This window comes from Flagellimonas oceanensis, from assembly GCF_003992595.1.
GTDB classification, from domain to species: Bacteria; Bacteroidota; Bacteroidia; order Flavobacteriales; family Flavobacteriaceae; genus Flagellimonas; species Flagellimonas oceanensis.
This window is the reverse complement of the sequence record NZ_RZNA01000052.1, coordinates 1-23,815: the sequence shown is the minus strand read 5'-3', so window position 1 is coordinate 23,815 and position 23,815 is coordinate 1. Positions and strand designations below refer to the sequence as shown.

Annotated in this window: 14 protein-coding genes and 1 pseudogene; 4 read left to right on the top strand and 11 right to left on the bottom strand. The window is 42.8% G+C overall.

The window, feature by feature from the left end:
* Positions 1-14: 14 nt before the first annotated feature.
* The 8 genes from EO132_RS17290 to EO132_RS17255 form a co-directional block, all read right to left on the bottom strand.
* Entirely contained in the window at positions 15-2,678 is a 2,664-nt protein-coding gene (locus tag EO132_RS17290; RefSeq protein ID WP_127139061.1) for an exo-rhamnogalacturonan lyase family protein, read from the bottom strand.
* A 22-nt stretch (positions 2,679-2,700) separates the two neighbouring features.
* On the bottom strand, positions 2,701-3,546 hold the full coding sequence (locus tag EO132_RS17285; RefSeq protein WP_205780382.1) for an ROK family protein: 846 nt from the start codon (positions 3,544-3,546) through the stop codon (positions 2,701-2,703).
* The gene (locus EO132_RS17280; RefSeq protein ID WP_127139060.1) at positions 3,546-4,802 is read right to left on the bottom strand and encodes an MFS transporter; all 1,257 of its coding nucleotides are present in this window, start codon (positions 4,800-4,802) and stop codon (positions 3,546-3,548) included. The genes EO132_RS17285 and EO132_RS17280 overlap by 1 nt, the downstream gene beginning before the upstream one ends.
* A 57-nt stretch (positions 4,803-4,859) precedes the next feature.
* The gene (locus tag EO132_RS17275) at positions 4,860-5,747 is read right to left on the bottom strand and encodes a PIG-L deacetylase family protein (protein WP_127139059.1); all 888 of its coding nucleotides are present in this window, start codon (positions 5,745-5,747) and stop codon (positions 4,860-4,862) included.
* A gap of 200 nt (positions 5,748-5,947) precedes the next feature.
* Positions 5,948-7,327, bottom strand: coding sequence for a RagB/SusD family nutrient uptake outer membrane protein (locus EO132_RS17270; protein WP_127139058.1), 1,380 nt, complete (start codon positions 7,325-7,327; stop codon positions 5,948-5,950).
* An 18-nt stretch (positions 7,328-7,345) separates the two neighbouring features.
* Entirely contained in the window at positions 7,346-10,813 is a 3,468-nt protein-coding gene (locus EO132_RS17265; RefSeq protein WP_235856504.1) for a TonB-dependent receptor, read from the bottom strand.
* A gap of 120 nt (positions 10,814-10,933) precedes the next feature.
* Positions 10,934-12,118: a FecR family protein gene (locus EO132_RS17260; RefSeq protein ID WP_127139056.1), complete on the bottom strand. Its 1,185-nt coding sequence runs from the start codon at positions 12,116-12,118 to the stop codon at positions 10,934-10,936.
* A gap of 161 nt (positions 12,119-12,279) precedes the next feature.
* Positions 12,280-12,834 (bottom strand): RNA polymerase sigma factor, encoded by a 555-nt coding sequence (locus EO132_RS17255; protein WP_127139055.1) that lies wholly within the window; start codon positions 12,832-12,834, stop codon positions 12,280-12,282.
* Between the two features lie 461 nt (positions 12,835-13,295).
* Between EO132_RS17255 and EO132_RS17250 the strand changes: the two are divergent.
* A pseudogene (locus EO132_RS17250) lies at positions 13,296-13,686 on the top strand (site-specific integrase); the annotation flags it as partial.
* A gap of 392 nt (positions 13,687-14,078) precedes the next feature.
* Here the strand turns inward: EO132_RS17250 and EO132_RS17245 are convergent.
* The 3 genes from EO132_RS17245 to EO132_RS17235 all read right to left on the bottom strand — a co-directional run bounded on the left by EO132_RS17245 (position 14,079) and on the right by EO132_RS17235 (position 16,109).
* On the bottom strand, positions 14,079-14,435 hold the full coding sequence (locus EO132_RS17245) for a hypothetical protein (protein ID WP_127139054.1): 357 nt from the start codon (positions 14,433-14,435) through the stop codon (positions 14,079-14,081).
* A gap of 193 nt (positions 14,436-14,628) precedes the next feature.
* Entirely contained in the window at positions 14,629-15,528 is a 900-nt protein-coding gene (locus EO132_RS17240) for a polysaccharide deacetylase family protein (protein WP_164732376.1), read from the bottom strand.
* A 200-nt stretch (positions 15,529-15,728) separates the two neighbouring features.
* Entirely contained in the window at positions 15,729-16,109 is a 381-nt protein-coding gene (locus tag EO132_RS17235) for a helix-turn-helix domain-containing protein (protein ID WP_127139052.1), read from the bottom strand.
* A gap of 759 nt (positions 16,110-16,868) precedes the next feature.
* Between EO132_RS17235 and EO132_RS17230 the strand changes: the two genes are divergently transcribed.
* The 3 genes from EO132_RS17230 to EO132_RS17220 all read left to right on the top strand — a co-directional run bounded on the left by EO132_RS17230 (position 16,869) and on the right by EO132_RS17220 (position 23,780).
* Positions 16,869-19,901, top strand: a complete 3,033-nt coding sequence (locus EO132_RS17230) for a SusC/RagA family TonB-linked outer membrane protein (RefSeq protein WP_127139051.1) — start codon at positions 16,869-16,871, stop codon at positions 19,899-19,901.
* Positions 19,902-19,917: 16 nt separating this feature from the next.
* The gene (locus tag EO132_RS17225; protein WP_127137088.1) at positions 19,918-21,354 is read left to right on the top strand and encodes a RagB/SusD family nutrient uptake outer membrane protein; all 1,437 of its coding nucleotides are present in this window, start codon (positions 19,918-19,920) and stop codon (positions 21,352-21,354) included.
* Between the two features lie 83 nt (positions 21,355-21,437).
* Entirely contained in the window at positions 21,438-23,780 is a 2,343-nt protein-coding gene (locus EO132_RS17220) for a zinc-dependent metalloprotease (protein ID WP_127137087.1), read from the top strand.
* The last annotated feature ends 35 nt before the right edge of the window (positions 23,781-23,815 follow it).

Below are 23,815 nucleotides of genomic sequence, written 5' to 3'. Positions count from 1 at the left end.
AAAAGTAACCAGATTTAGTCGATATCAATATGCTCTTCATCCATCCAGTAGAGCAAATAAGGTATGTTGTAGGCATGTGTCCATCCGAATACACGAAGCCCTTGATTCGTCTGCCAATTGGTAAAGCGTCCTTTGCTCATGGGGAGATTGGATATCCCAAGTAAATCTTCGCTGTATTCACTTGCATTTTCGTATGCATCAGGTTTTTTAGGGAGCTCCCCAATTTTCAACATCTCTGCTCTTGCCAAAGCTTCATCCAAATACACCTTTTCCCCACTTATTTCATATCCGAGCAACAATGGATATATGGTTGCCAAATACGATTCCATTTCGTGATTCAATGGTGGTACATCACGCACCCATCTTGCATGTTTCAGTAGTGCTTTCCTGACCTCTTCGTTCCCTGTTATCTGTTGGTATTTGTACAGACCTTGTGCTACGTAGGTCTGGCTATATCCATACCTATCCAATAGTAGGTTCCCGCCTTGTCTTTCCTGTAGTTCGAGCATCAAATCCACCCTTTCGTCGAGTTCGGTTTTATACTTATTGAGCTTTGTGGCATCATAGAGTTCGACCAAGTTCAAAACGGATAGGTACAAACGTCTTCCCCTTAGGTCGTGCTCACCCCAAATCCTTTTTATATAGGTATCTCCTGTCATTTTAGCAACTTCCAGGGCACGGTGGTCTGCAGACAAATAATAATCCGCGATCCAACCCTGAATCCAAACATGGGCACTGAGCAATGCATACCAATGCTCGTTCGCATGTCTTCTGCCAATTCCCAAATAAGGAGTTGACTCAGGTTCGTCCTCATAATTCCAAAAATCGATGGCATCATTGACTTCTCCATAATACGTTCGCTTTTTGGGCCAGTGGATGTTGTCAACGTCCATGGTGTGCCTACTCATGGCCTGTGCCAACTTGAAATATTCAGGATCTCCAGTCCTCATGAAATTGGTCCATAGCATAAAATCCACAGTTGGTTCATTATTGGTCCATTGCACCCATTTTCCATTGAAGAAATAACTCTTTCCATCACCATAATTGAATATACCGTACCATGGCTCGTGTTTCTGGTTATAGGCCCACCATTGGTATCTATATTGCAATGCATTTTCGAATTCCGGTCTTTGGTCAGAAGCCGGTGCCATATTGCCGTATACTTTGGAATTGGCATACCATTCGGGTGTAGCATGAGCAACCGGAGCTTCCACTACGTAATCCATCGTTTTACCTACTTCCTCCGAACTCTCATTACCATGGAAATAGTAGATGAACTCGGTGGTTTTGGTAATTCCTTGCGCAAAATTGTCCAACATCCCCCCATCCGGTTCTGAATTATGTCTTGCAAAACTCATGGAGCCATTCTCCTTGGGCCAAATACTTCCGAGCAATGTTCCGGTTCCTGGATCCACTTCTATCCCTTTGGGATATTCCTTCATAAAGTTCTTGATTCCCACTCCTATTCCTCTAGTGCCATCGGAAATGTTCATCCACCCTTTTGCTCTTTCAGATGTGGCCAATCGCTCCGAACCTTGGGTCAAACTAGCTTCAAAATCCATTTTTACATCTTGTTCCGCCTGTTCTCCATCCTTATTGAAGTTGTTCAGGTAAAGACTTCTTAAACTGGTACTTTTCCGATATCCTGGGCCTTTTTGTAAAAGTTGTACTGGTTCTTGCCCACTTACAGCCAATTCCTCCATTTTGGTATCGGCCGTATCGTCCTCTTCCCAACTTCCAGTGTACAATGGCATTGAAACGTTGACATCATCTTTTAAATGGTACTTCAATTGTAGTCCACAAGCGGCAATTTGATCATTGGGCTGTGTCCATCCCTCATCATCCTCAGTACTCTCTGTAATGATTTTTGAGTTCTGTGTAGCGATATTGGCATGTTCGCCATCTTGTGGTTTGTGCTTATCCGGTATCCCAGTATAAGTCATGGTATGAAGCACCTTGATATAGCTTTTACCTGCATAGGCATGCAACCATATGGTAAAGGGCGACAGGTTGTTATCCTCCCTGTTGTATGTATAGGTACCTTCTATCCTAAAAATAGTATGCATAGGGCCCGAACCTTTTTCCCTGAACACCTCATTGATGACTGCTTTTGATGCATCTATTCCTGAATCATCCAATAAATCCAAAAACGATCCTCTGTTCTTTTCCGGGGAGGAAGCAATCAATTCTTCCGTTTCGAACTTTCCATCGTTGTTGGAATCCAAGAAGACTTCATCCAAAAATCCATTGCCTTTCTTGTGAATCGAAAATGATAGGGGTCCTGTATTCACGTCAATACCACCTTGAGGCCTCATATTGTTGGTTGAAATGATTTTCTCCTTCGGAAGCATGGGAACAACCCCTTCGCCGTATTCCAAAACATAGTCTTGGGTTTCTTCTGAGAAAAAGAAAACCCATACCCATTTAACACTCTCATCAATGGGTCCCCAATTGCTTACTTCCGTGATCTGAGACGGGATTTCAACACCATCGGCTGTCAATAAACGTACATGGTCCACTGAATTCAACTCTCCTTTGGGAAAAGGGATTCCCAAGGTTATGGGCGCTCCCTCCTCGTTGTTCTCGACCGTAATACTGAGCTTTTTTCCGATGGTTTCGGGTTCTGCACAGGATTTCAGCAGAAAACATGCTATCAGGACTGTAATTAATATTCTCATTTGTATAGTAAGGTTATTCGTTTTACAGACAAAGTGCAGCCGCGCCCAAAATGGGGGAATCCACCAAGTCCGATGTTTCTAGTTTAAATTTTTTCAATTGCTTTTGATAGGCGAAAGAATCCAATACTTCCTGTAGTGCATCCTTGAAAAAAGCGTATGCATTGCTAATGGACCCACCGAGGATGATGGATTCCGGTGCGAACAAATAGAGGATGGCCCTTATGGCTTCTCCCAAATGCACCCCATATTGATTGAAGGCTGAAAGTACCATTGCATTGCCTTGCAGCGCCTTATCGTAGAGTTCCTTGGCCGATTCACCGTATTCGTTTTCAAAAAAGAAACTCCCGGCATATTCCTCCAAAATTCCATTTCTATAGGGAAGCATACCCACTTCGCCTGCACCGCATAGGACACCATTGTAAAGCTTGCCATCTATTAAAATCCCCATACCGAGCCCAGTGCCCAATGAAAGGGCCACGCAATTATCATAGCTTTTGGCCTTACCAAAAAACTTCTCGCCCAATGCAAAACAATTGGCATCATTGTTTAAATAGACTGGGACATTAAAGTTTTTTTGTGCCAGATCCTTCAAAGGAACTTTTCTCCAAGAAGGGATATTCTGTACGTCATATACTATTCCGAAATCTGGGTCCACAACAGCTGGAACCCCAATACCTATTGCCTCAACCTCATCCGTCATCACTTCTTCAATAGTGTTGAACAATGTTGAAAGTGAATTATCTTGAGAGGCATTCTTATCCACTTTGGAAAAGCTGCTCTGTATCACTTCCCCTCCCAAAATCCTTCCTGCTTTAATTTTGGTGCCGCCTACATCAACCCCTACGACCATTTTTTCCTGTTTTTCCACTAGTCCTTTTTTAAGCTTATGGTTTTATTGTTTACCAAGGGTTTGGCCCAAAAGCCAATGGTAAGAATGAATGCCAACGGAATCATCAAGAAAAACATCCCTGCCTTTAGGGTAAAGAGTTCCCCCAATCCTCCAACGATGAAAGGAATCACAGCGCCACCCGCTATTCCAGTGCACAGGATCCCAGATAGGGAGCCATGGTGCTCCTTGACTGAATTGAGCGCCAAGGAAAATATGATGGAATACATTACGGAAATGAAAAATCCAACCGCCGGAAAACCTATCAAGGCCATTTGGGATGAACCCGTTAAAGCCACAATAAGACTGATAACGGTTATGGATGTAGCCAAAATCAAAAGTTTTCTGCTATCCATTACCTTAAGAAGCAAGAGCCCCAACAAACAGCCTACGGTAAGCATGGCCCAAAAGTAGGATACCGTATCGGCACCGGTGGTTTTGGGATCAAGACCATGGTATTGACTCAAAAACTGTGAAATCCAGTTCCCCACCCCTTGCTCTGTGCCCACATAGCAAAAGATGCCAAGGAAATAGAGAATGGTCCATTTATTCTTTAAAAGATCCCAATACGAACCTTTATCACCTGCCTTCTCTTCTTCGGTTTTTTCGAATTTTGGGTAATTGGTCAAGAAAACATAAATGAACAGGAACAAAGAGATCAATGCAAATACGATGTAAAGTGATGCCCAGGGCAAATCCTGTGGAACCCATCCACGCAACAATGTCGCTACGGTGTCTTCCGAATGAGCATCATTTACCAAATACTTGTACAAATAAGGACTCAAAAAGGATGCAGCCCCAAATACAAGCTGAGCAAGAACGGAATTGAAAGCAAAGTGCTCTTCTCCCCCGGCCACCCTTAGCATTGGATTAATGATGACCTGTAGTACGGCCATGCAGCATCCCAATACGAACAAGGTAATACTGAAAACCCCATATTGCGGCAACAGTGCAAAACCCAGGGAAGCAAGCGCCATGAGCAAAAAAGAAACGGAAAGCAAGGTTCTTTCGCTGTACTTTTCAGACAAAAATCCTGCCGGTATGGACATAATGCCATAGGCTATGAAAAAAGTGAAAGGCAATAGGCCTGTCAAAGTAAGACTAAGGTCAAAGCTATCCTTTACATCCACGATAATGGAATTAAGAATATTGGTAATGAAGGATATCACAAAGAATACAATCATTACCAATCCTATAATGTGGATGTACCTTTTGGTTGTGGGCTTGCTGTTCTCCATGGTTTATGGGTTCGTTATTTACAATTGGATATTACCTGGGTGGTCAGTGTTTACAGCTTATTTCGATCCCAGCATCGGGAACATTTCCTTGATTTCATCATCGGTAGGCTGCTTTCCGTATTCACATATTTCAAAGAACTCAACATGCTGTACCTCTGAGATATCCACATTGGGATACCATTTTTTAACGGCTTCCAAAGTGCTCTCGTCCGCGGTTCTGTTCATCCACTTGTCCTTAAGCCAAACCAATCTTTCCTGTTCTCCCTTAGGTATGGTTGAAACATCTACCCCATTGGTCCATGGCAACCACTCGAACATCTGGGAATCGTGGGCGGCCAATCCCTTTACCTTGGTATCGATCACATCATCAATGATTACCGCAATATCCTTCTGGAATGGATATGGCTTTTTAAAGTGATCGCTCATGTAAAGAAAGACAGGATTCTTTTTCAATGGTGGAGTATCTGGTGCTACATTGGGCACGATGTTCATGTATGCCGCATCCTGTACCACGGAACCTGCATTTCTATGGTCTGGGTGATAATCATTCGGTCTTAATCCCAGAACAATGTCTGCGTCCCAATCCCTGATGCGCCGAATAACCTCCAATCTTACATTCAAGGTTGGGAACAGCTCGCCATCATGATTGTCCAATACCTCATATTCGGCAATGCCCAATGTTTTAGCTGCATCCTTTGCTTCTTGCCTACGTTTTTTGGCCAAAACACCTCCACCCATGGCATAGTGTCCGGCATCACCATTGGTAAGTGCCAAAAATTTCACATTGTGTCCCATTTTGGCAAATAGTGCTGCCGTACCTCCAAATTTGGAGTCACAATCATCGGGATGGGCCCCGATGGCTAAAATGTTCAAGACTTTTTTTTGTTGGGCCTGAAGGGTTGTGAATGCAAAGCATAGACAAACGGCCATTAGTAATTTTCTCATCGTTTTAATAGGTATATAATTCGTTAAAATTTTACAATTGTGGTGCTGGTCGCTCCTAAAGAGACAACCTCAGCAATCCTTTGTTCCCAAAATCATTATGGTATTGATAGGCACATAGTGATAAGTAGGTAATTCATGGTATTGGGCCTAATCAATCAAACTAACTTAATGAATGAAAACATGCACTATCTTACTGTCTTTTAGTTTTGTACAAAGTTGGGGTTGATGTCCATTTCCCTTTGTGGGATATAGAAGTACTCCCTGGTACCGGTAATGAATGTTTCGGCATCCACTACCATACCAGTGGAACCAAACCTTTTCAAATCGGGCCATCTATGATTTTCAAAAGCAAGCTCCACCCTTCTTTCATGAAGTAATTTTTCCTCAAATGTACCCGGCGTGGAAGCATCGATATCAGGAAGACCTGCCCTATCCCTTACCTCATTGATCAGGTCATAGCTTTCAGGTGTCTCTCCAAGGGCTTCTGCCAACATCAATAGCACATCTGCATATCTAAATACCACGAAATTGATATCCGAATCGTTTTCAACAGCCAAATCGGATTGGTATTTTCTTACGTGTCTGGCTTCAACTATTTCTCCTTCCAAATTCATATAGGTAGCCCCCATGGAAATTTCATATCTCAAATCCCCATCTTCATAAGCCTCCTGCATGTCAACTGTAGGTCGGTTTCGTCCAAAACCGGAACCCGTCTGTAAATCTGTACTTGGAGAAAAATCATTGGTAAAAAGGCTTCCCTGCCCAATACCTCCGCTGATATACTGAACCTCAAAAATCGATTCGGCATTGTTCTCATTGGCAACGCCCCATAAATCAGCATAATCGGGCAACAACTCATAACCATAATTACTGATAATACGTCTAAGTACTGGTTCAGCTGCTGAATTATTCCCTAAGGTCAAATGAACTTTGGCCAACAATATGGCGGCAGCTCCTTTTGTTGCTTTTCCTACCTCACTACCTGAATATGAAACAGGCAAGTTTTCCTCTGCTGTGTTCAAATCGGTAACCAACTGCTCCAAAACAGTGTTTTCATCAACCTGAACCAATTCATCACCGCTCACGTATGGCGTAAGCTGCAATGGAATATTACCAAAACCAATGGCCAAATGATAATAGACCAAAGAACGGATGAACAAGGCTTCCCCAACAATCCTATCCCTAAGTGCTTCATTCATTTCAATAGAAGGAATACGCTCCAAAATAACATTGCAATTGGCGATTACCCTATAAGACTCGCTCCAAGCTGAAGTGACCTGTTCATTTAAAGCATCTTCGGTAAAGGAGTTTATTTCAGTATATTGACGAGCCAATCCAGTGGCATCGGGCCCCTGATCGGTATTATCACTTCGCATCTCGAACATGGTCCAGTATCCGCGGCCATACACTCCAGTACTTTGCAATCCAGCATAACTTGCATTGATCGCCACCTCGAAATCCGCTGGAGCATTGTAAAAATCGGCCTCGTTTCTGTTGGAAATTGGCGCGAGATCGGTAAAGTCTTCACTACACCCGGTAAAAAGAGCCGTGCATAGCATGATATATAGAATTCGTTTCATTTTTTCCGTTTTTTTAGGTTAGAACTTTAGGTTTACTCCCATCGTAAAGGATCTGGTCAATGGAAATGCACCATAATCCTCACCGGGGGTCAAACTATTCGTTGTAATACTACTAACCTCTGGGTTGTAACCAAGATAATCCGTAATGGTAAAGAGGTTGGTCGCGGTAACATAGAACCTAAGTTTCTGTATTTTGCTCCCGAAAAACTTTTCGGTTGGCAGAGTATAGCCCAAGGTCACATTTCTCAAACGCACATAAGATCCATCCTCAACTTGAAAAGAAGAAGGTCTATTATTGTTTCCGTGGTTTCCTGATTCCCTATCCGCTCTTGGGATCGAACCATTTCCAGGTTCGGAGGGAGATCTCCATCGTTCATTGAAAACGGCGTAGGAGTTAAAGTTGGCCTCCCCGTTCTTCATATGTCGTGAGGTAAGGTTCAATATCTCGTTCCCTTCGACCCCTTGAATCAAAAAGCTGAAGTCAATATTTTTGAAAGTCAATCTATTGTTGATACCCCAAGTGAAATCTGGAAAATAACTACCGGTCACCGTCCTATCGTCCGGGGTGATTTCACCGTCTCCATCCACATCCTTGAATTTAAAGTCACCAGGTGCAGGGTCTGGCGCTTGTGTATCAAAAGGTGCGCTATCAATATCTGCTTGGGATTGATAGATTCCGTCCACCACATAACCATAGTAGCTGCCAATGGGGTCTCCAACACGGGTAACATGCCTTACACCAGCACTACCGGAAGAATAAATGGGCTCATTACCTTCGTTCAGGGAAAGCACCTCATTTTTATTGGTGGCAAAATTGATATCTGTATTCCAAGTAAAATCACCTACAAAATTTTTGGTGCTCAAGGCAACTTCAAAACCTGTATTCTGAACCTCTCCAAGGTTTCTTAACGTTGTTTCGAAACCTGAAACAGAGGAAATGGCAACATTAAGCAATAAGTCCCTTGTTTTTGTATCGTAGTAATCGGCCAATAGAAAAACCCTGTTATTGAACAAGCCCAACTCTAAACCCGCATCAAACTGTTCGGATTTTTCCCAGGTAAGGTTTGGATTTGGAATAGTGCTCTGTACCAATCCATTGATTTCGTTTCCCCCAAGATTGTAATTCTGGGGCGATAGTAATCCTACAGCACCGTAGTTTGGAATCTCAAAGTTTCCTGTTTGACCCCAGCTCACACGAAGTTTCAACTCCGATATCGTTTCAGAATCCTGCAAAAATGATTCTTCATTCAATCTCCAACCCAAAGAAAAGGAAGGGAAATATCCCGTTTGGTTATTCTTTCCAAACCTGGATGATTTATCGGAACGAAAAGTCCCTGTAAAGAGGTACTTGTCTTTATAGCTATAATTTACCCTGAAAAGAGAGGAAAGCAACGACCATTGCTCCTTAACGGAAGTTCCACCAAATACTTGGCCACCACTAACCGTGGGCACAAGGTCGTCCGGATAATTGTTCGCCAGCACTTGCTTAAGTGTCAAATTATCCTTCTGGGCCGTGTATCCCAACACAGCATCAATATAATGATCTCCAATCTCTTTTTTCCAGTTAAGCGTATTTTCCCAAAGCCAATTGGTCTCTGTAGAAGAAGAGGCTTGACCATAAGGGTTGCCATCCGCTGAATTCCTGTACAGCAATGTGTTGGCCCTGTAAAAATCTTGGTTGAACAAGTTGATATAGACCCCTCCAAATGTTTTAAAGCTCAATTCGGGAAGAATATCATAGGTCAAACCAAGGGTCCCTCTTGTCTGGAATTGGAAAATCTGATCATCCACGGCCTCGATAATGGCCAAAGGATTACTTGCCGTTGTAGTACCACTCCCCAAATACGATTGGTTATTCAATTGGTTGATGGTTCCATCAGGATTATACGGGCTGACCGTGGGCGAGTGTACAATACCTGAATATACAATTCCAGGAGGTGTTGCGAAATAAGGTGATGAAGCCGGAACCCTTTGGTTTTCAGTTACCGTAGGTGCCAGTCTCAAGTCCAAATTCAACTTTTCCGATAATTGGGAATTCAAGTTCAATAAAACGGAGTAACGCTCAAATTTTGCTTTATCTATGATACCTGTCTGCGAAAAGTAACCTGTTGAGGCATAGAAACTGGTCTTGTTGCGAATGGGCGAGGCATAGGAAAAATTGTAACTCTGAACAATGCCGGTCTTGAACAAAAGATCTTGCCAATCAGTATCGGTTCCATCCCAGTTCAAAAAAGATTCAGGCATCTCATAGTTCCCATTGCCCCTGTCTCCAGGTCCAATTGGATCGTCAATGGAAGCACCGTCCACGGATTGCAAATAAGCATTGTTTCTAGAGTCCCTGGTAAAATCAATCAGTTCCTCCGCGTTCATCAAGTCCAATTTGTTGGCAACGGATTGCATACTTACATAAGAATCGAATGAATAGACTCCCTCGTCCCCATTTGACCCCTTCTTCGTTGTAACAAGCAATACTCCGTTACCCCCTCTTGAACCATAGATGGCTGCGGCACTGGCATCCTTTAGTACTTGAATGGATTCTATGTCGTTGGGGTTCAATGTGGCCAATGGATTTATCGTTGGCGGCTGAAAGGTCGACCTCCTGTTCGCAACACCACCCAATTGACTGGATGATGTCAAGTTACGGGAAATAGGTATCCCATCCACAACGAACAACGGATCGTTTCCCGCCGATATGGACCCCGAACCCCTTACCCTAATGTTAGGGGCAGCACCGGGCTCTCCAGATACTTCCTGTACTTGAACTCCGGATACTTGACCAATAAGGGCGGCCTCAGGTGTAAGTGCAGGTACCTCGGTAATGGTTTCTGTAGACACAGATACCACTGCACCTGTCACCTTCTTCTTGGCCAAGGTACCGTATCCTACCACAACCACTTCTTCCAAAGATGCGGCATCCTCTTCCATGCCTACTGTAATGGAAGTTTGTCCGGCAACATTTACTTCTTTTGATTTATATCCTATATAAGATACTTGTATGACAGTAACCCCTGCAGGCAATGTAATCTCGAAATTTCCATCAAAATCAGTTGTCGTTCCAACACTTGTCCCTTTAGCCACAACACTGGCTCCCGCTAGGGGAATTCCCGATTGATCCAATACAAGTCCAGTTAAATTTGTCTGTGGATTTTCGGTTTCAATCTTTTTTTGTGGAACTAAACTCGGAAGGGTTTTGCCCCTTTTCTTGATTACGATCTGTCTGGCTATGATTTCAAACGTAAGGTCGGTTTCCTTAAATACTTCTTTCAAAAAGTCCTCCACACATAGGTTTTCGCCATTCACTGAGATTTTTCGGTTGACATCAACTTCAGAAGCTTCATAAAAAAACTTATAACCCGTGGTTTCTGTAATCGTCTCGAAAACATCGCTCAATTTGGTATTGTTGAAGTTTTGGGCGACCTTATCATACTGTGCGCAAGATGCAGCACTGACCTGTCCGAACATGAACAGTAGAAAAAATCCGTACATCAGTTTTTTGCCAATTTTTGGCCACATCGTACATATTAATATTTTATTTTTTTTCATAATGGAATTGGTGTAGTTAGTTAGTATCTGTTTTTTGGTCTATTGGTTTTCACATCATAGGCACTATTGTTTATTAGGTTTCTTAATTATTATCAAATCATCTTTTTTATCGTAACTAAAATGGGTATGGGCTTGAATGGTCCTCAGGACATGCTCAATATCCTCTTCATCGAACATGCCCGTAAACTGCCTTTCTTCAAGCTCTTCGCTTTGGTTTTCAATTCTCACATTGTACTGACGTTCCAATCTTTTGATGATTTTGTGCATAGGCTCATTTTCAAAAGTGAGTATACCCTTGGTCCAGGATATATATGATGAAACATCCACATCTTCCACTGTAAAGAGGTCTTTATTCTCCAAGGAATTTGATGCTTTTTGGGAAGGCTCTAGCATCTGAATGGTATGATTCTCCCCTTCGAAACTTCTTCCTACTCCTACGGACCCCTCCACCAACACAACTTCACTGATTTCATCCTCTTCGTAGGCGGAAACATTGAACACGGTTCCATAAACCCGAGTATGCATTTTTCTCGTTTTTACGATAAAGGGTTGTTCGGGATTTTTAGCGATTTCAAAAAAGGCCTCCCCTGTCAGGCTGATCTCCCGGGTCTCCATTCCCTCAAAACTGGAGGGATATGTCATGCTGGAACCGGAATTCAGCATAACCGTGGAGCCATCCTGAAGGGTTATGGATAAACTCTTCCCATAGGGTACCTTTATGGTATTGTTCGTGATTCTCCCCTTCGCTTTTTTCTCCTTTTGGGTCAGCACTCCTTGAATCATGGATACCTGTGTGTCCCCATTTTGGCTTTGCAAAGTCCCGTCGGATTCTGGATCTATGGTCAACACTTCCCCATTGTCCAATTGTAATGTGATTTGATTGGTTTCCATATCCATATGAATAGGATTGGAACTTGGATTTGTTGTTTGGGTCAATAGAAAATACAATGAAGAACCTATCATAATGGTAATTATGGCGGCATATTTCCATAGTTGTTGCGGGAAGTATAAAGTTCTCACGGATGTATGCCCCTTGTCCTGAATGGCATCCAAAAAATCTTCAAATGCTTCCTCTGTCTCCCACGATTTATCTTCATAGTTGACCAGGAAATCGGCTTGCACTAATTTTTTGAATACATCCTTGTTGTTTCCCTTTTTGACCCATTCGTACAAAATGGCCAATTCTTCCTGGGAAGCTTCTTGGTTGATATACCTTGTGATTATTCTTCTTATATCAAGTTTGGTCATCTGAAATTATTTGTCACTTTGTTAAGAGACGTGACATTTTCAAAAAACCCTTACAAGAATTTAATTTTTTAACATTTATATTGTGAAGTAACACGGTTATACCGCTGAACTTTGCGCAAAAAACTAATGGGAAAGTGGTGTGACGCGAAATCTTGAGGCTGCTATAGAAAACTGGCAAGCTGTGCCCTGAGGCGCTTCATGGCCCTGGCCATGTGGACCTCTACGGTCTTTATCGAAATATGTAGTTGTTCCGAAATTTCCTTGTATTTCAACCCTTCTCTTTTACTGAGAATGAACACCTTCTTACACTGTTCGGGAAGATTTTCTATCTCTCGTTCCACCCTTTGGAGTCGTTCCTCAAAAAGCGAACTATCTACCTCTATCATATCCAAATAAGCCTGTTGCTTTAAACTTTCCAGTAATTGGGATTCTTTGTTCCTTTTTCTTTGGGAATCAATGAAGAGATGGTAGGCAGTCTTAAAAACGTATCGTTTAAGTTTGTTGTCCCCGATTTTTAACTTGGAACGATTATCCCAGATTTTAATAAAGGTTTGTTGGGCAATGTCCTGAGCGGCCTTGGGATCACCTGAAATTGCCGTCATGTAATTGCAAAGCTCTTGATGATACAACTGAAAGAGATGGGAATAGGCTTCCTTCCGGCCTATTTTCAATTGTTCAACAAGATAAGGTTCGTTATCAAAGCTATTTCGATTCATTTTTTCGCCTTTCTTTTAAAGTATCAGGGCGTCCATTAAAGCCTCAGAGTATAGTTTGCTCAGCTTTTATATGTGCCAATACTTTTATTTCTAACATGTGTCGCTCGAATTAACATTCGGGCAAAACCTGTATAAACGAAAAAAGTGCTTTAATTGAAAAATCAATACCACACAATGATGCTATTTCCACGGAAAAAGGAAGTAATTGCTCATTGCATGAATGAAAACCAATAGAAATTTATTCCAAAAAACGTTAACAAAGTATAAAAAAATCTTTAAACTTCATCATAATTTTTATTTTTCTGGGCATTTTCCTTATTCAATAGCATACTTTTCATTCATCCAATCCTGAGTGAACTTCGGTGCATTGAAAAGTCCGCAATCAGTAAAACAGCCCAATACTCTTTTTATCAAAATTAACTTTGGAGCATGAGCACGACCACAACGAAGTAAAGGGCTGCAAGCACACCAAAACAAAATCCAGACGAGGCATTCCCCTACTCCCAACTGCTTTATCCATTATTGAAAAATATCAAGACCATCCAAAAGTCATCAATGGGGATTGTGTTTTGCCTGTACTGAGCAATCAAAAGTCCAATGCCTATTTAAAGGAAATTACCGACCTATGCGGCATTAAAAAGAACCTGACCACCCATCTGGCCAGACCCACTTTTGCAACCACTGTAACCCTTTCCAATGGAGTACCGATTGAGTCGGTTAGCAAAATGTTGGGGGCATACCTCTTTGAAGACGACCCAGATTTATGCCAAGGTATTGGACAGCAAAATTTCTGACGATATGGGAAAACTGAAAAATGATCCTGCCTTAATGGAGTATGCCAAGTCTATTTGAAAAGATTCTTGGACAGTCCTTTTTTTTTTTTACAACATCGACATTGACGAATAAACCGCTTTTATTTTTAGCATTGTTGCCTACAGTACTTTTTGTTTTATCTGCCTTTTCTTAAACGGACGTATTTGTATTCCACGTTTTTGGGATTCAGCGTCATGTTTGGGTTCCACGCAATGTTTGGAATCAGATTTTCAATCCCGTTTTCTTAAAGTTTTCTTTTTGTGTTTCTGTTTTCATTCCTAATTTTCAATTTTTCCGCTCCCTAAAAGTACATTTGATTAACGCATCATACATTGCTTGAATTTTTCTCAGGACATTTAATGTATGAATCTTTTTCGATATTTTTGATATCAGAGCTTGTTACATTCAGTTTACCTCAATAGGAAGATAAATTATATTTTCGATAAGGGGAAATCAACATTCCAAATATCATCATGAAACTCTTCTAGTTCTGCCACGTCATCACCAAAGTTCCTTCCAAACCAAAATATGGCCTCCAGCACACAATATTGCCCCCTATCCAAATATATAAGACCTATCGTATCATGCTTATTCATACTACTTCTGGCTTGTCCTAAAACACCCAATGCTTCGGCAAATATATTTTCTTCAATGTCTGGGCGCATACTGAAAAAATCACTCTCCATTGGATTATTTTCAATATACGTCGCTATCGCAGTCGCTAGATAAAGGGTATCCCTACCTATTTCCAGTTTGATCAGATTGTCATTCTCTATAATTTTAATCATGTTATTTATATTCCACGTATTGTAGGCAACGATAGCGCTATGATCAGTGGGGATTAGAAAGCAGAACCCCTTCCTCTTGCACATAGCCTCGCCTTGATTTAAAAATAAAACTTGTGGCGGACTTTGCAAGTACCGCAAAAATATCCTGACCGATAAAACCCCATTCATTCATAGCATTTGTTACCTTTCGTCTTTAGAGTCCAAGCTCATCCATTCGTTCTTTTTCGTATCTGCTGTCTTCTGCCGGATATCTAAGTTCATCTTCATATTTTCCAGAGTCTTTAGCCAAAGCCCAAATTAAGCTTTCTCCCGCATGGTTAGGAGTTTGTTGAAAAATAGGGTCTTTGAATGCTTCATCCGCTGAAATCACATTCCACCCTTTAGATTTAAACATTTCAATAAGGTCATCCAAGAAGAGTGCGGCTGCAAGGTTATGATGGAGAAGTAGCGTATGACTGATGTGCCTCCCTGTTAGTTCGTAGGATAAGTTTTCATAATAGTTAGCACGTTCAAATATGTGCTCCAAATAGAAATCCTTAAAAGCTTCAATTTTGGCTTTAGGATTCTGTTTAAGTCTCTTTCTTAACCGACTATCAATATACCAATCCGACCCATCAATTGTGACATGTCCGTTTTGATATCCATAGGATTTCATAATTTGTCGGATACTATCAATTTCTGTGTTTGTATCACCTTCTTTTAGATATGGGAACCTGAATAACTTAACATAGTTACTGTAGGAGCTAATCAAAGAGTCAGCCCGTAAAAGTTCGATTCGAAAATCTGTAGCCTTGATTTCTTCTTTGTTAAAGTTTGGATGAGAGTAAGTGTGGTTAGCAATCAAATGACCTTCGTTGTTCCAAGTTTCTATCAGATATCGTCCCTTATTTGTTGCTTTGTCATCGGTTTTAACAAAAAAGACAGCTTTGATTTCTGCACTATCCAAAGCATTCAAAATCATGTTGTTCCATTCTTTAAATTCATAGTTTGCACGGTTTGACATGCTTCCATCATCGAAGGTGAAACTTATTGTTGACTGAGCAATGGCGGTTAATGGTATCGAAAAGATTAAAATTAAAATTTTATTTTTCATGGTGCAGTTTATGACTGGTAACTTGTTTATATACCCAACTTTATTAAGCTTATACCACCTATTTGGTTGTCTATGCATAACTTTTGCAATTAATGCAAAACATAGTTTTCTTAAAATTCGATAAATCTATGGGGGGAGCATGAGAACTGAATATAAGAAAATTCTAGTGTAGAATACATTGGGAATATATATGCGGGTGGTTAATTCGACTTTTGTTCCATAAAAAAGGTACTATATGTTTCCTCAATTTTTATTTTTAGAGATTCATAGAATTCCCTCTTCTCCTGAGTAAGTTTGTTCTCATATTGTAACGCTTCATCAACAACTGATAGCAAGACATCTTTTTTCTTTAATTCAAAAAGATTATAAAAGTTGACATCTAATTGTTTACTTAACATGAAAATTTTTTCCCAACTTGTTTTACCCTCCGCTCTTTCAATTCTACCCACAAGGGTTGAATTCGAATCTATTTGGTGTCCCAAATCAAGCTGAGAAAGCCCTTTTTTCAATCTTGCCAATCTTATAAGACAGCCAATTTGAATATTAATTAATTCTATTTCAATACCGCTGTATTTCCTCATTCAGTAAAAATTGAGAAATGAGGAATATTTATTCGATACATATTTGTATCGAATAAACTTATTTGGTATCTTGCCTAAGAAATACATAATTTGCGATTCTTCGTTTAGACAATATTTGAAGCCATCGCTTTGAATCTCGGAAAGAAAACTGGTAATTTTTAGCAACGAGACGACAAGCAGATAGGCTCACGACCCGGGCGTGAGCTCTCTTATCGTTGCGCGGTATACCAGTACCTCTTTCCGTTAAGTTGAGTTCCACGCCCAACTTTTTCATAGCGTTTGATTTCTTTTGCTTTTCGGGGGCATCGCCCAAACAATGGGTTATGGGAAACAAAAGGCTTATTTTTTTAGCAGAGCATTTATCATCGGTCAGATCCAGTACTAGAGCGGGCCTGACCCTATTTGATATTCTCTTTAAGAAAAAGCCCAAAAATCCCGTATAACCCTAAGACTATAACTATGGGATAGCTACAACATTTTTCCGGTTAACGATATCCTTTTGTCCCATGGTTCACGTTTACACTTTTTTGGGCATCCGGCCCTAACACAGTTTCATAGTCATTTTCATGTAGGAATCCTATTTCCAAGAACCTTTGCTGCTTGGACAGGGTGGCCTATGTCCGAACCTTTATGTCCCCAAGTAAGTTACGGCTTTATCCTGACTTTTTGGGCAGTGTGGCTAAAACCCAAGGACCGCTATATGATTGTCTTGTGGGAATACAATAACAACTGACACTTTAATCAAAGAAACTCAATATAATGAAGAAATCACCAAAACGCTTAAACAGGACCAAACTGTTCCTGTTTTTATATCTCCTATTAGCACCCCTACTCCATCAAAAATTGATAGCAGGGGTAACATTTGATCCACCACAGACCACTATAACCGGTACTGTTACTGACATGGAGGGGCTGCCCTTGGGCGGGGTCAATGTTGTAGTACCATCCACCAACCGTGGAGCTATTTCCGATATGAATGGCACCTATAACATTGAGGCCGGTCCAGAGGACATGATTGTTTTTTCCATAGTGGGCTTTACAACCTTGAATGTTCCTATCGATGGAAGAACTGTAATCAATGTCCAACTGGAAGAGAATGTTACCCAATTGGGGGAAGTCGTGCTCAATGCCGGTTACTATTCCGTTAAGGAAAAGGAACGCACCGGTAATATTGCCACCATTAAGGCGGCTACTATGGAAAAACAACCCGTGGGGAATCCCTTGGCGGCGATGCAAGGCCAATTGTCCGGGGTCAACATTGCCCAGACCACTGGGCTACCTGGTGGTGGTTTCAACATCGAAGTGCGGGGCAGGAATTTTATCAATGGTGCTACAGACCCCCTGTTCATCGTGGATGGTGTGCCCTTCGGTTCACAATCCCTTGGGGCATCGAGAGTATCTGGCCAAATCATCGGTGGCAGTATCAGTCCCTTAAACGCCATCAATCCAAACGACATTGAGAGTATTGAAGTGCTCAAGGATGCTGATGCCACAGCCATCTATGGATCCCGTGGGGCCAATGGGGTGGTACTGATCACCACCAAAAAAGGCAGGGCCGGCAAAACACGTTTTGATGCCCACTTGAGCACCACCCTTGGTAAAGTGTCCCGTTTTTTGGACCTAATGGACACCGAACAGTATTTGGAAGTACGAAGGGAGGGCATTACAAATGATGGATACGGCGACCTATTGGAAGATCCCGGATTTGACTTTTTCTGGCCCGATGTCAAATTATGGGACAATAACCGATACACTGACTGGCAAAAGGAACTCATCGGGGGAACCTCCTACCGGAACAATGCACAGCTCTCTGTATCCGGCGGCAATGACCTGACACAATTTTTGATCAGTGGATCCTATCAAAAGGAGACTACCGTGTTTCCCGGGGATTCCAATTATCAAAAGGCAAACCTGCGTAGCAATATAAACCATCAATCCGAGAATGCTCGCTTCAAGATCAACCTCTCGATCGGGTACACCAATGAGAACAACAAAATGCCCACAGTCGATTTTACTTCCAAGGCCTATTCCTTGGAACCCAATGCACCTCGAATTTATGATGACGAGGGGAACATCAATTGGGAGAACAATACTTGGGACAACCCATTGGCCTCCTTGGAGGAAACCTATAAATCCACATCGAATACCCTTATTTCAAATGCGCTTGTTTCCTATGAGGTTACATCAAACTTGGAATTCAGGTCAAATATGGGGTTCACGGATTACCGCTTGGATTCGTACAGGGCCATGCCCAGTTCGGCACGGAATCCGGGTCTGGGGGTTACTCCGCAAAACTATTCCCATCTGATCACCAATGCTTCCCAAAGGGTGTCATGGATCGTGGAACCCCAATTGAACTGGCGGAAGGATTGGAATGGAGTTGCCCTGGACCTTCTCGTCGGAACCACATTCCAAGAGGAAACCATGGAGCAGTTAGTGCAAAGGGGACTGGGTTTTCCCAATAATGGATTGTTGGAAAACCTTGCCGCCGCAGAAAACCTTCAAGTATTTTCAGATACCGATGGCAAATACAAATACAATGCATTGTTTGGAAGAATCAATGTGAACTTATTGAATCGGTATATCCTCAACCTTACGGGCCGTAGGGACGGCTCTTCGCGCTTCGGCCCTGGAAAACAGTTCGGAAACTTTGGTGCGGTAGGCCTTGCTTGGATATTTTCAAAAGAGCGCCTGTTCAGTGAAGGCTCCCTGTTGAGTTTCGGTAAGCTACGGGCAAGTTATGGAAGCACGGGAAGTGACAACATCGGCGACTATCGCTTTTTGGACACCTATCAGGTTTCCGGAAATAACTATAACGGTGTTACGGTGTTGGAGCCAACGGGCATCTACAATCCACGTTTCAGTTGGGAGGAAAACAACAAACTGGAAGCCGCCCTGGAACTGGGCTTTTTCAAGGACAGACTGTTGGTCAACACCTCATGGTACCGCAATCGTTCTTCCAATCAGTTGGTAGGAATTCCTTTGGCAGCGACCACAGGGTTTGCGGAACTGACGGGAAACTTCGATGCCGTTGTGGAGAATACGGGGCTTGAAGTGGACCTTCGTACGGTAAATATCCAATCAAAAGGGTTCAACTGGTCCACAACCCTTAATCTGACCGTTCCCAAGAGCAAACTTGTAGCCTTTGATGGCTTGAAAAACTCCACTTTTGCAAATCGCTATAGTATTGGCCAACCCCTGACCATCGTTAAACTCTATCATGCCCTTGGGGTAGATCCGGAAACAGGGGCATATACCTTTGAGGACTATAATGGGGACGGTGACATCAACAGGGCGGAGGACCGACAATGGATAGAAGATCTGGCCCCCAAGTTTTATGGTGGATTTGGAAATTCCCTAAGTCTGGGCAACCTGACTATGGATGTGCTCTTCCAGTTCAAAAAACAAAAGGCCTATAACACCTTACGATTCGATGCAACCCCTGGGTACAAGGGCAACACTCCTGCAGAACTCTACAACCGATGGGAGGAGCCAGGGGATGTGAAACCCATCCAGAGGGCTTCGGGTGGCCTAGCCGGCGGCGAGGATCTAGGGTCACTTCAAGAGGATAGCAATGCGTCCATTTCCGATGCATCCTTTGTCCGATTGCGGAATATATCCCTGACCTATAAAGTTCCTTCTATGCGTCCCGGATTGGATATGAAAGTCTATCTCCAAGGACAGAACCTCTGGACACTGACCAATTACGAGGGGCCCGATCCCGAGCAACCTTCAAGCACCCGATTGCCCCCATTGAGACAAATAACCTTGGGCGTCCAAATTAGTTTTTAACCGATAAAACAGCAGTATGAAACATTCAGAATATATAAATACACTTGATGTGGCCCTATTGAGGTCATTGTTGAAACCCTATCCAACCCTTAAAAAGTCATGCCTTTTAATATCAGCCATTTTGGTAATGGGTTGTGCAGACTTTGTGGAAGTGCAACCACCTAAAAATACCTTGGTATCCGAAACCGTGTTCAATGATGCGGCCACTGTGGAGTCCGCATTGGCCAACCTTTATTACGATATGCGCGAACAGGGGATGGTTTCGGGGGCCTTTGGCCTGACAACGGCGATGGGCATTTATAGTGATGAATTGGATTATTATGGTTTTAGCGCCGATTATGTCCAACTCTTCCAACATAATGTACTCCCGGGGAATGGGGCCGTCTTGGAATGGTGGCGACAGGCATACCATCTCATTTATGGGGCCAATGATATAATCAAGGGAGTGGATGGTACGGATGGGCTGACCACGGTAGAAAAGAACAGCTTCAAGGGTCAGGCCTTGTTTATCAGGGCCTATTTGCACAGTTTATTGGTATCAGTTTTTGGGGACGTGCCCTATGTCGAGACCACGGACTACTTGAAAACCAATACGGTTGTCCGAACGGATGTGGACGAGGTAAATGATCTTATCATAGCAGACCTTGAAGCCGCATTGGTTTTGTTGGAAGGGACTGCACCTGTTTCCGATGAACGTATTTATCCTGACCAAAATGTGGTCAAGGCCTTATTGGCGCGAATGCACCTTTATATTGGATACTGGGAAGAGGCTGCAGCAATGGCAACCGAACTGATCGACGACTTTCCCCTGGAGTCCGACTTGAATCAAGTTTTTCTCAAGGGTTCCCAAGAAACGATTTGGCAACTAAAGGCGGACAATGAATCTCCGAAAAATACCCGTGAGGCCGAACAGCTCATCATCCAGAGTGTTCCAGGCCAGACCTATGCGCTAACAAATGATCTTCTAAATGCTTTTGAAGCGGATGACTTGCGAAGGGACCAATGGGTCAATGGTATTTCAGATATGGACAATACTGTTACCTATTACTATGCCCATAAATACAAGGCTGGTATCAATGAAAATGAAGCCTTGGAATATTCCATTCTTTTTCGATCTGCCGAACAAATGTTGATCCGTGCAGAAGCCAGGATTAGGTTGGGTGATATTGTCGGAGCTCAAAGTGATTTGAACGCCATTCGGAACCGGGCAGGTTTGGCCAATACCATGGCCAGTACACAGAACGAGATTTTGGATGCTATCATTAATGAACGCAGGTTTGAACTTTTTACAGAGCAGGGACATCGATGGTTTGACCTTAAACGATTGGGGAAAGCGGACGAAATCTTGGGACAATTCAAACCGAATTGGAAAGCCACGGATGTACGGCTGCCAATCCCAGAGAGCGAATTGGACACCAACCCCAACTTATTGCCACAGAACCCGGGCTATTGAGTTTATCACATTACATAGCAACGATACCCTATTCCCTCAAAACGGGGAGGGTTCCGATTCCAAACCCAAAGTAAATCCAAAATATGAGAAACTTAATCCTTATCTGTTTGTTGTCTCTACAGTGTTGGGGATATGCCCTTGACCCAATCAAAGGAGCTGTAATGAATGGTTCAATTGTTGAAACCATTGAACAAGAACCTTTCTTGACCTCTTTTATCCAAGGGGGGCAACTCTATTTGAACATCCCAGATTCGCTATTGGACAAGCCGATGCTTTTTACTTGCCATGACAATATGAGGCGAAGTGCCATGCAAGTGGTATGGTCGAAACTCCATGACAAGATACTGTTGAAGCAACAGGCCGTTGCCTCCACTGCAGGAATCATTATACCGTTCAAGGAAGGGATTGACCTGAAGGACAATATCCTGGCCATATTTCCCATGGAAAGGGAACTGGCTTTACCCGGTGGCCATTGTATCAATATCACCGACCTCATTTTGAACCAAGAATTGGAATGGCCCCAAGGACTGGGAGTTTCCTTTGGAAACCCGGTGCCCCGATTGTCGGTCTTAATGGGCACCAAGGATTTGGACGGGGAGGTAATTATCAAGGCCCGAAGGGGCATGATCAGGAGGAATTCCAAAGCTTCGGTTCCCCTCTATTTTGGGTTCTGTGCCTTGGGGTCACCAATGAAAGCCAGAAGGTTTGATTATCGCATGGGCTTCTATCCCGACGGGAAGATGGGGGTTAGGTTCGGCCAACAAAATGGATTGGCCAATATCACCCGTTGGCGGTTGGAAAAAAAATTCAAGGATCAAAATATCAGCGTTCCCGTTAAACCTATTTCGTTTTTGATTTCCCCAGAGGTCCCCAAAAAATGGCGATCCTATATCAAGGCAGGGATTGAAGAGTGGGTGCCCGCATTTGAGTCCGCGGGATTCAAGGACGCCCTTGTGGTCAAGGAATTGGACAGTTTGGACGAATGGACGGCTCATAGTATCCATTCCAACGTAGTGCACTGGAACCAAAAAAAATATATGAGAGGTTGGGAATATGAGGATTATGGAGGAACCCTTGGCCATATTATTGATTTGAGGTCCGGGGAAATTCTACGTGGCGACATTTTTATGGGGGCATCAGTGCGGACTGTAATGGAGGCTTACTTTGTCCGGGCTGCCCCATTGGACAATAGGGCGCAGCGTTTCCCCTTTCCCGATGAACTCATTGGCGAACTGTTCCAAGCGATAACGGCCCACGAAGCAGGACATGTTTTTGGAATCATGGATGCCAATTTTGGGGAGTATCGGTACCCATGGGATAAAATGGGCGACAGCACTTGGTTGCGCACCATGGGGTATACCCCAAGTGTAATGAACTATACCAGGCCCTCAAACATTCCCCAGCCCTCGGATAGTGTACCCCCTTCGTTGTTGTTAAGACATGTGGGGCCCACCGATAGGTATAACATCAAATGGGCCTATACGGAATTTCCCGAGGGGACAACTCCCCAGCAGGAGAAAGCTGCTTTGGAACGGATGGTCCGATGGCAGGATTCGGTGCCTTGGTACCGGTTCAATCGGAACCAGATGGAGGTTATTGGACCCACAGCCTCCAATGAGGTGGTTGAGACCAACGATCCGGTCCGTAGTACAGGATTGGCCTTAAAAAATATAGAACGTGTGATCGACCTATTACCTGATGTCACGAACGATCAAAATGATAATGGACGCTTGAATCGATTATATGAAAAGACCCTGGAATTGTGGTACAATCATATGGTACATGTTTCGACCCTTATAGGGGGGTATGATATCCATTACAAAGCCATGAGTCAACCGGGGAACATGTACACTTCCATTCCTTGGAAGGACCAAATGGAAGCCTTGGATTTTCTTTTGACACATGCTTTTGCCCCTCCGGATTGGTTGGTAGAACCCGATTTCCATACCAAAAACAGATATTCCACCTTCCCAGACCTGGTCTTGCACTACCAACAAAAGTTAATCATCGACCTGCTTAGGGCCCGTAGGATAAAACGAATGGAGCATCTGGAGGAAGTCTCGGGGAATAAAGGATTGGTCAAAGCATATCTAAGGTATTTGCAAGATGGTTTGTTCAAAGAGATATGGGAAAGTTTCGGTCATGTTGATCGCAGGAAACAGGAAATTCAAAGGGCCTATATCGATACTATAATAGCTATGTTGGGACAGGAAAGGAGCATTATGGAAATTGAAAACCAATTCTTTGTGCATTCTGACTATTCAAAAGGCCTATTGCTCATACAATTGATGGATTTGAAAACAGAGATTGAAAAAGGCATGAGAAGGAATAGAAATGTCGACACATTGGGCCATTGGCGATTGTGTCTCGAAAAAATCAATACTGCATTGTTAGTGACTCCAACGAATTCCATCCAAGATGACTAAGGTCACTTGTCATGGTCTATTTGAATTAGTGAAAA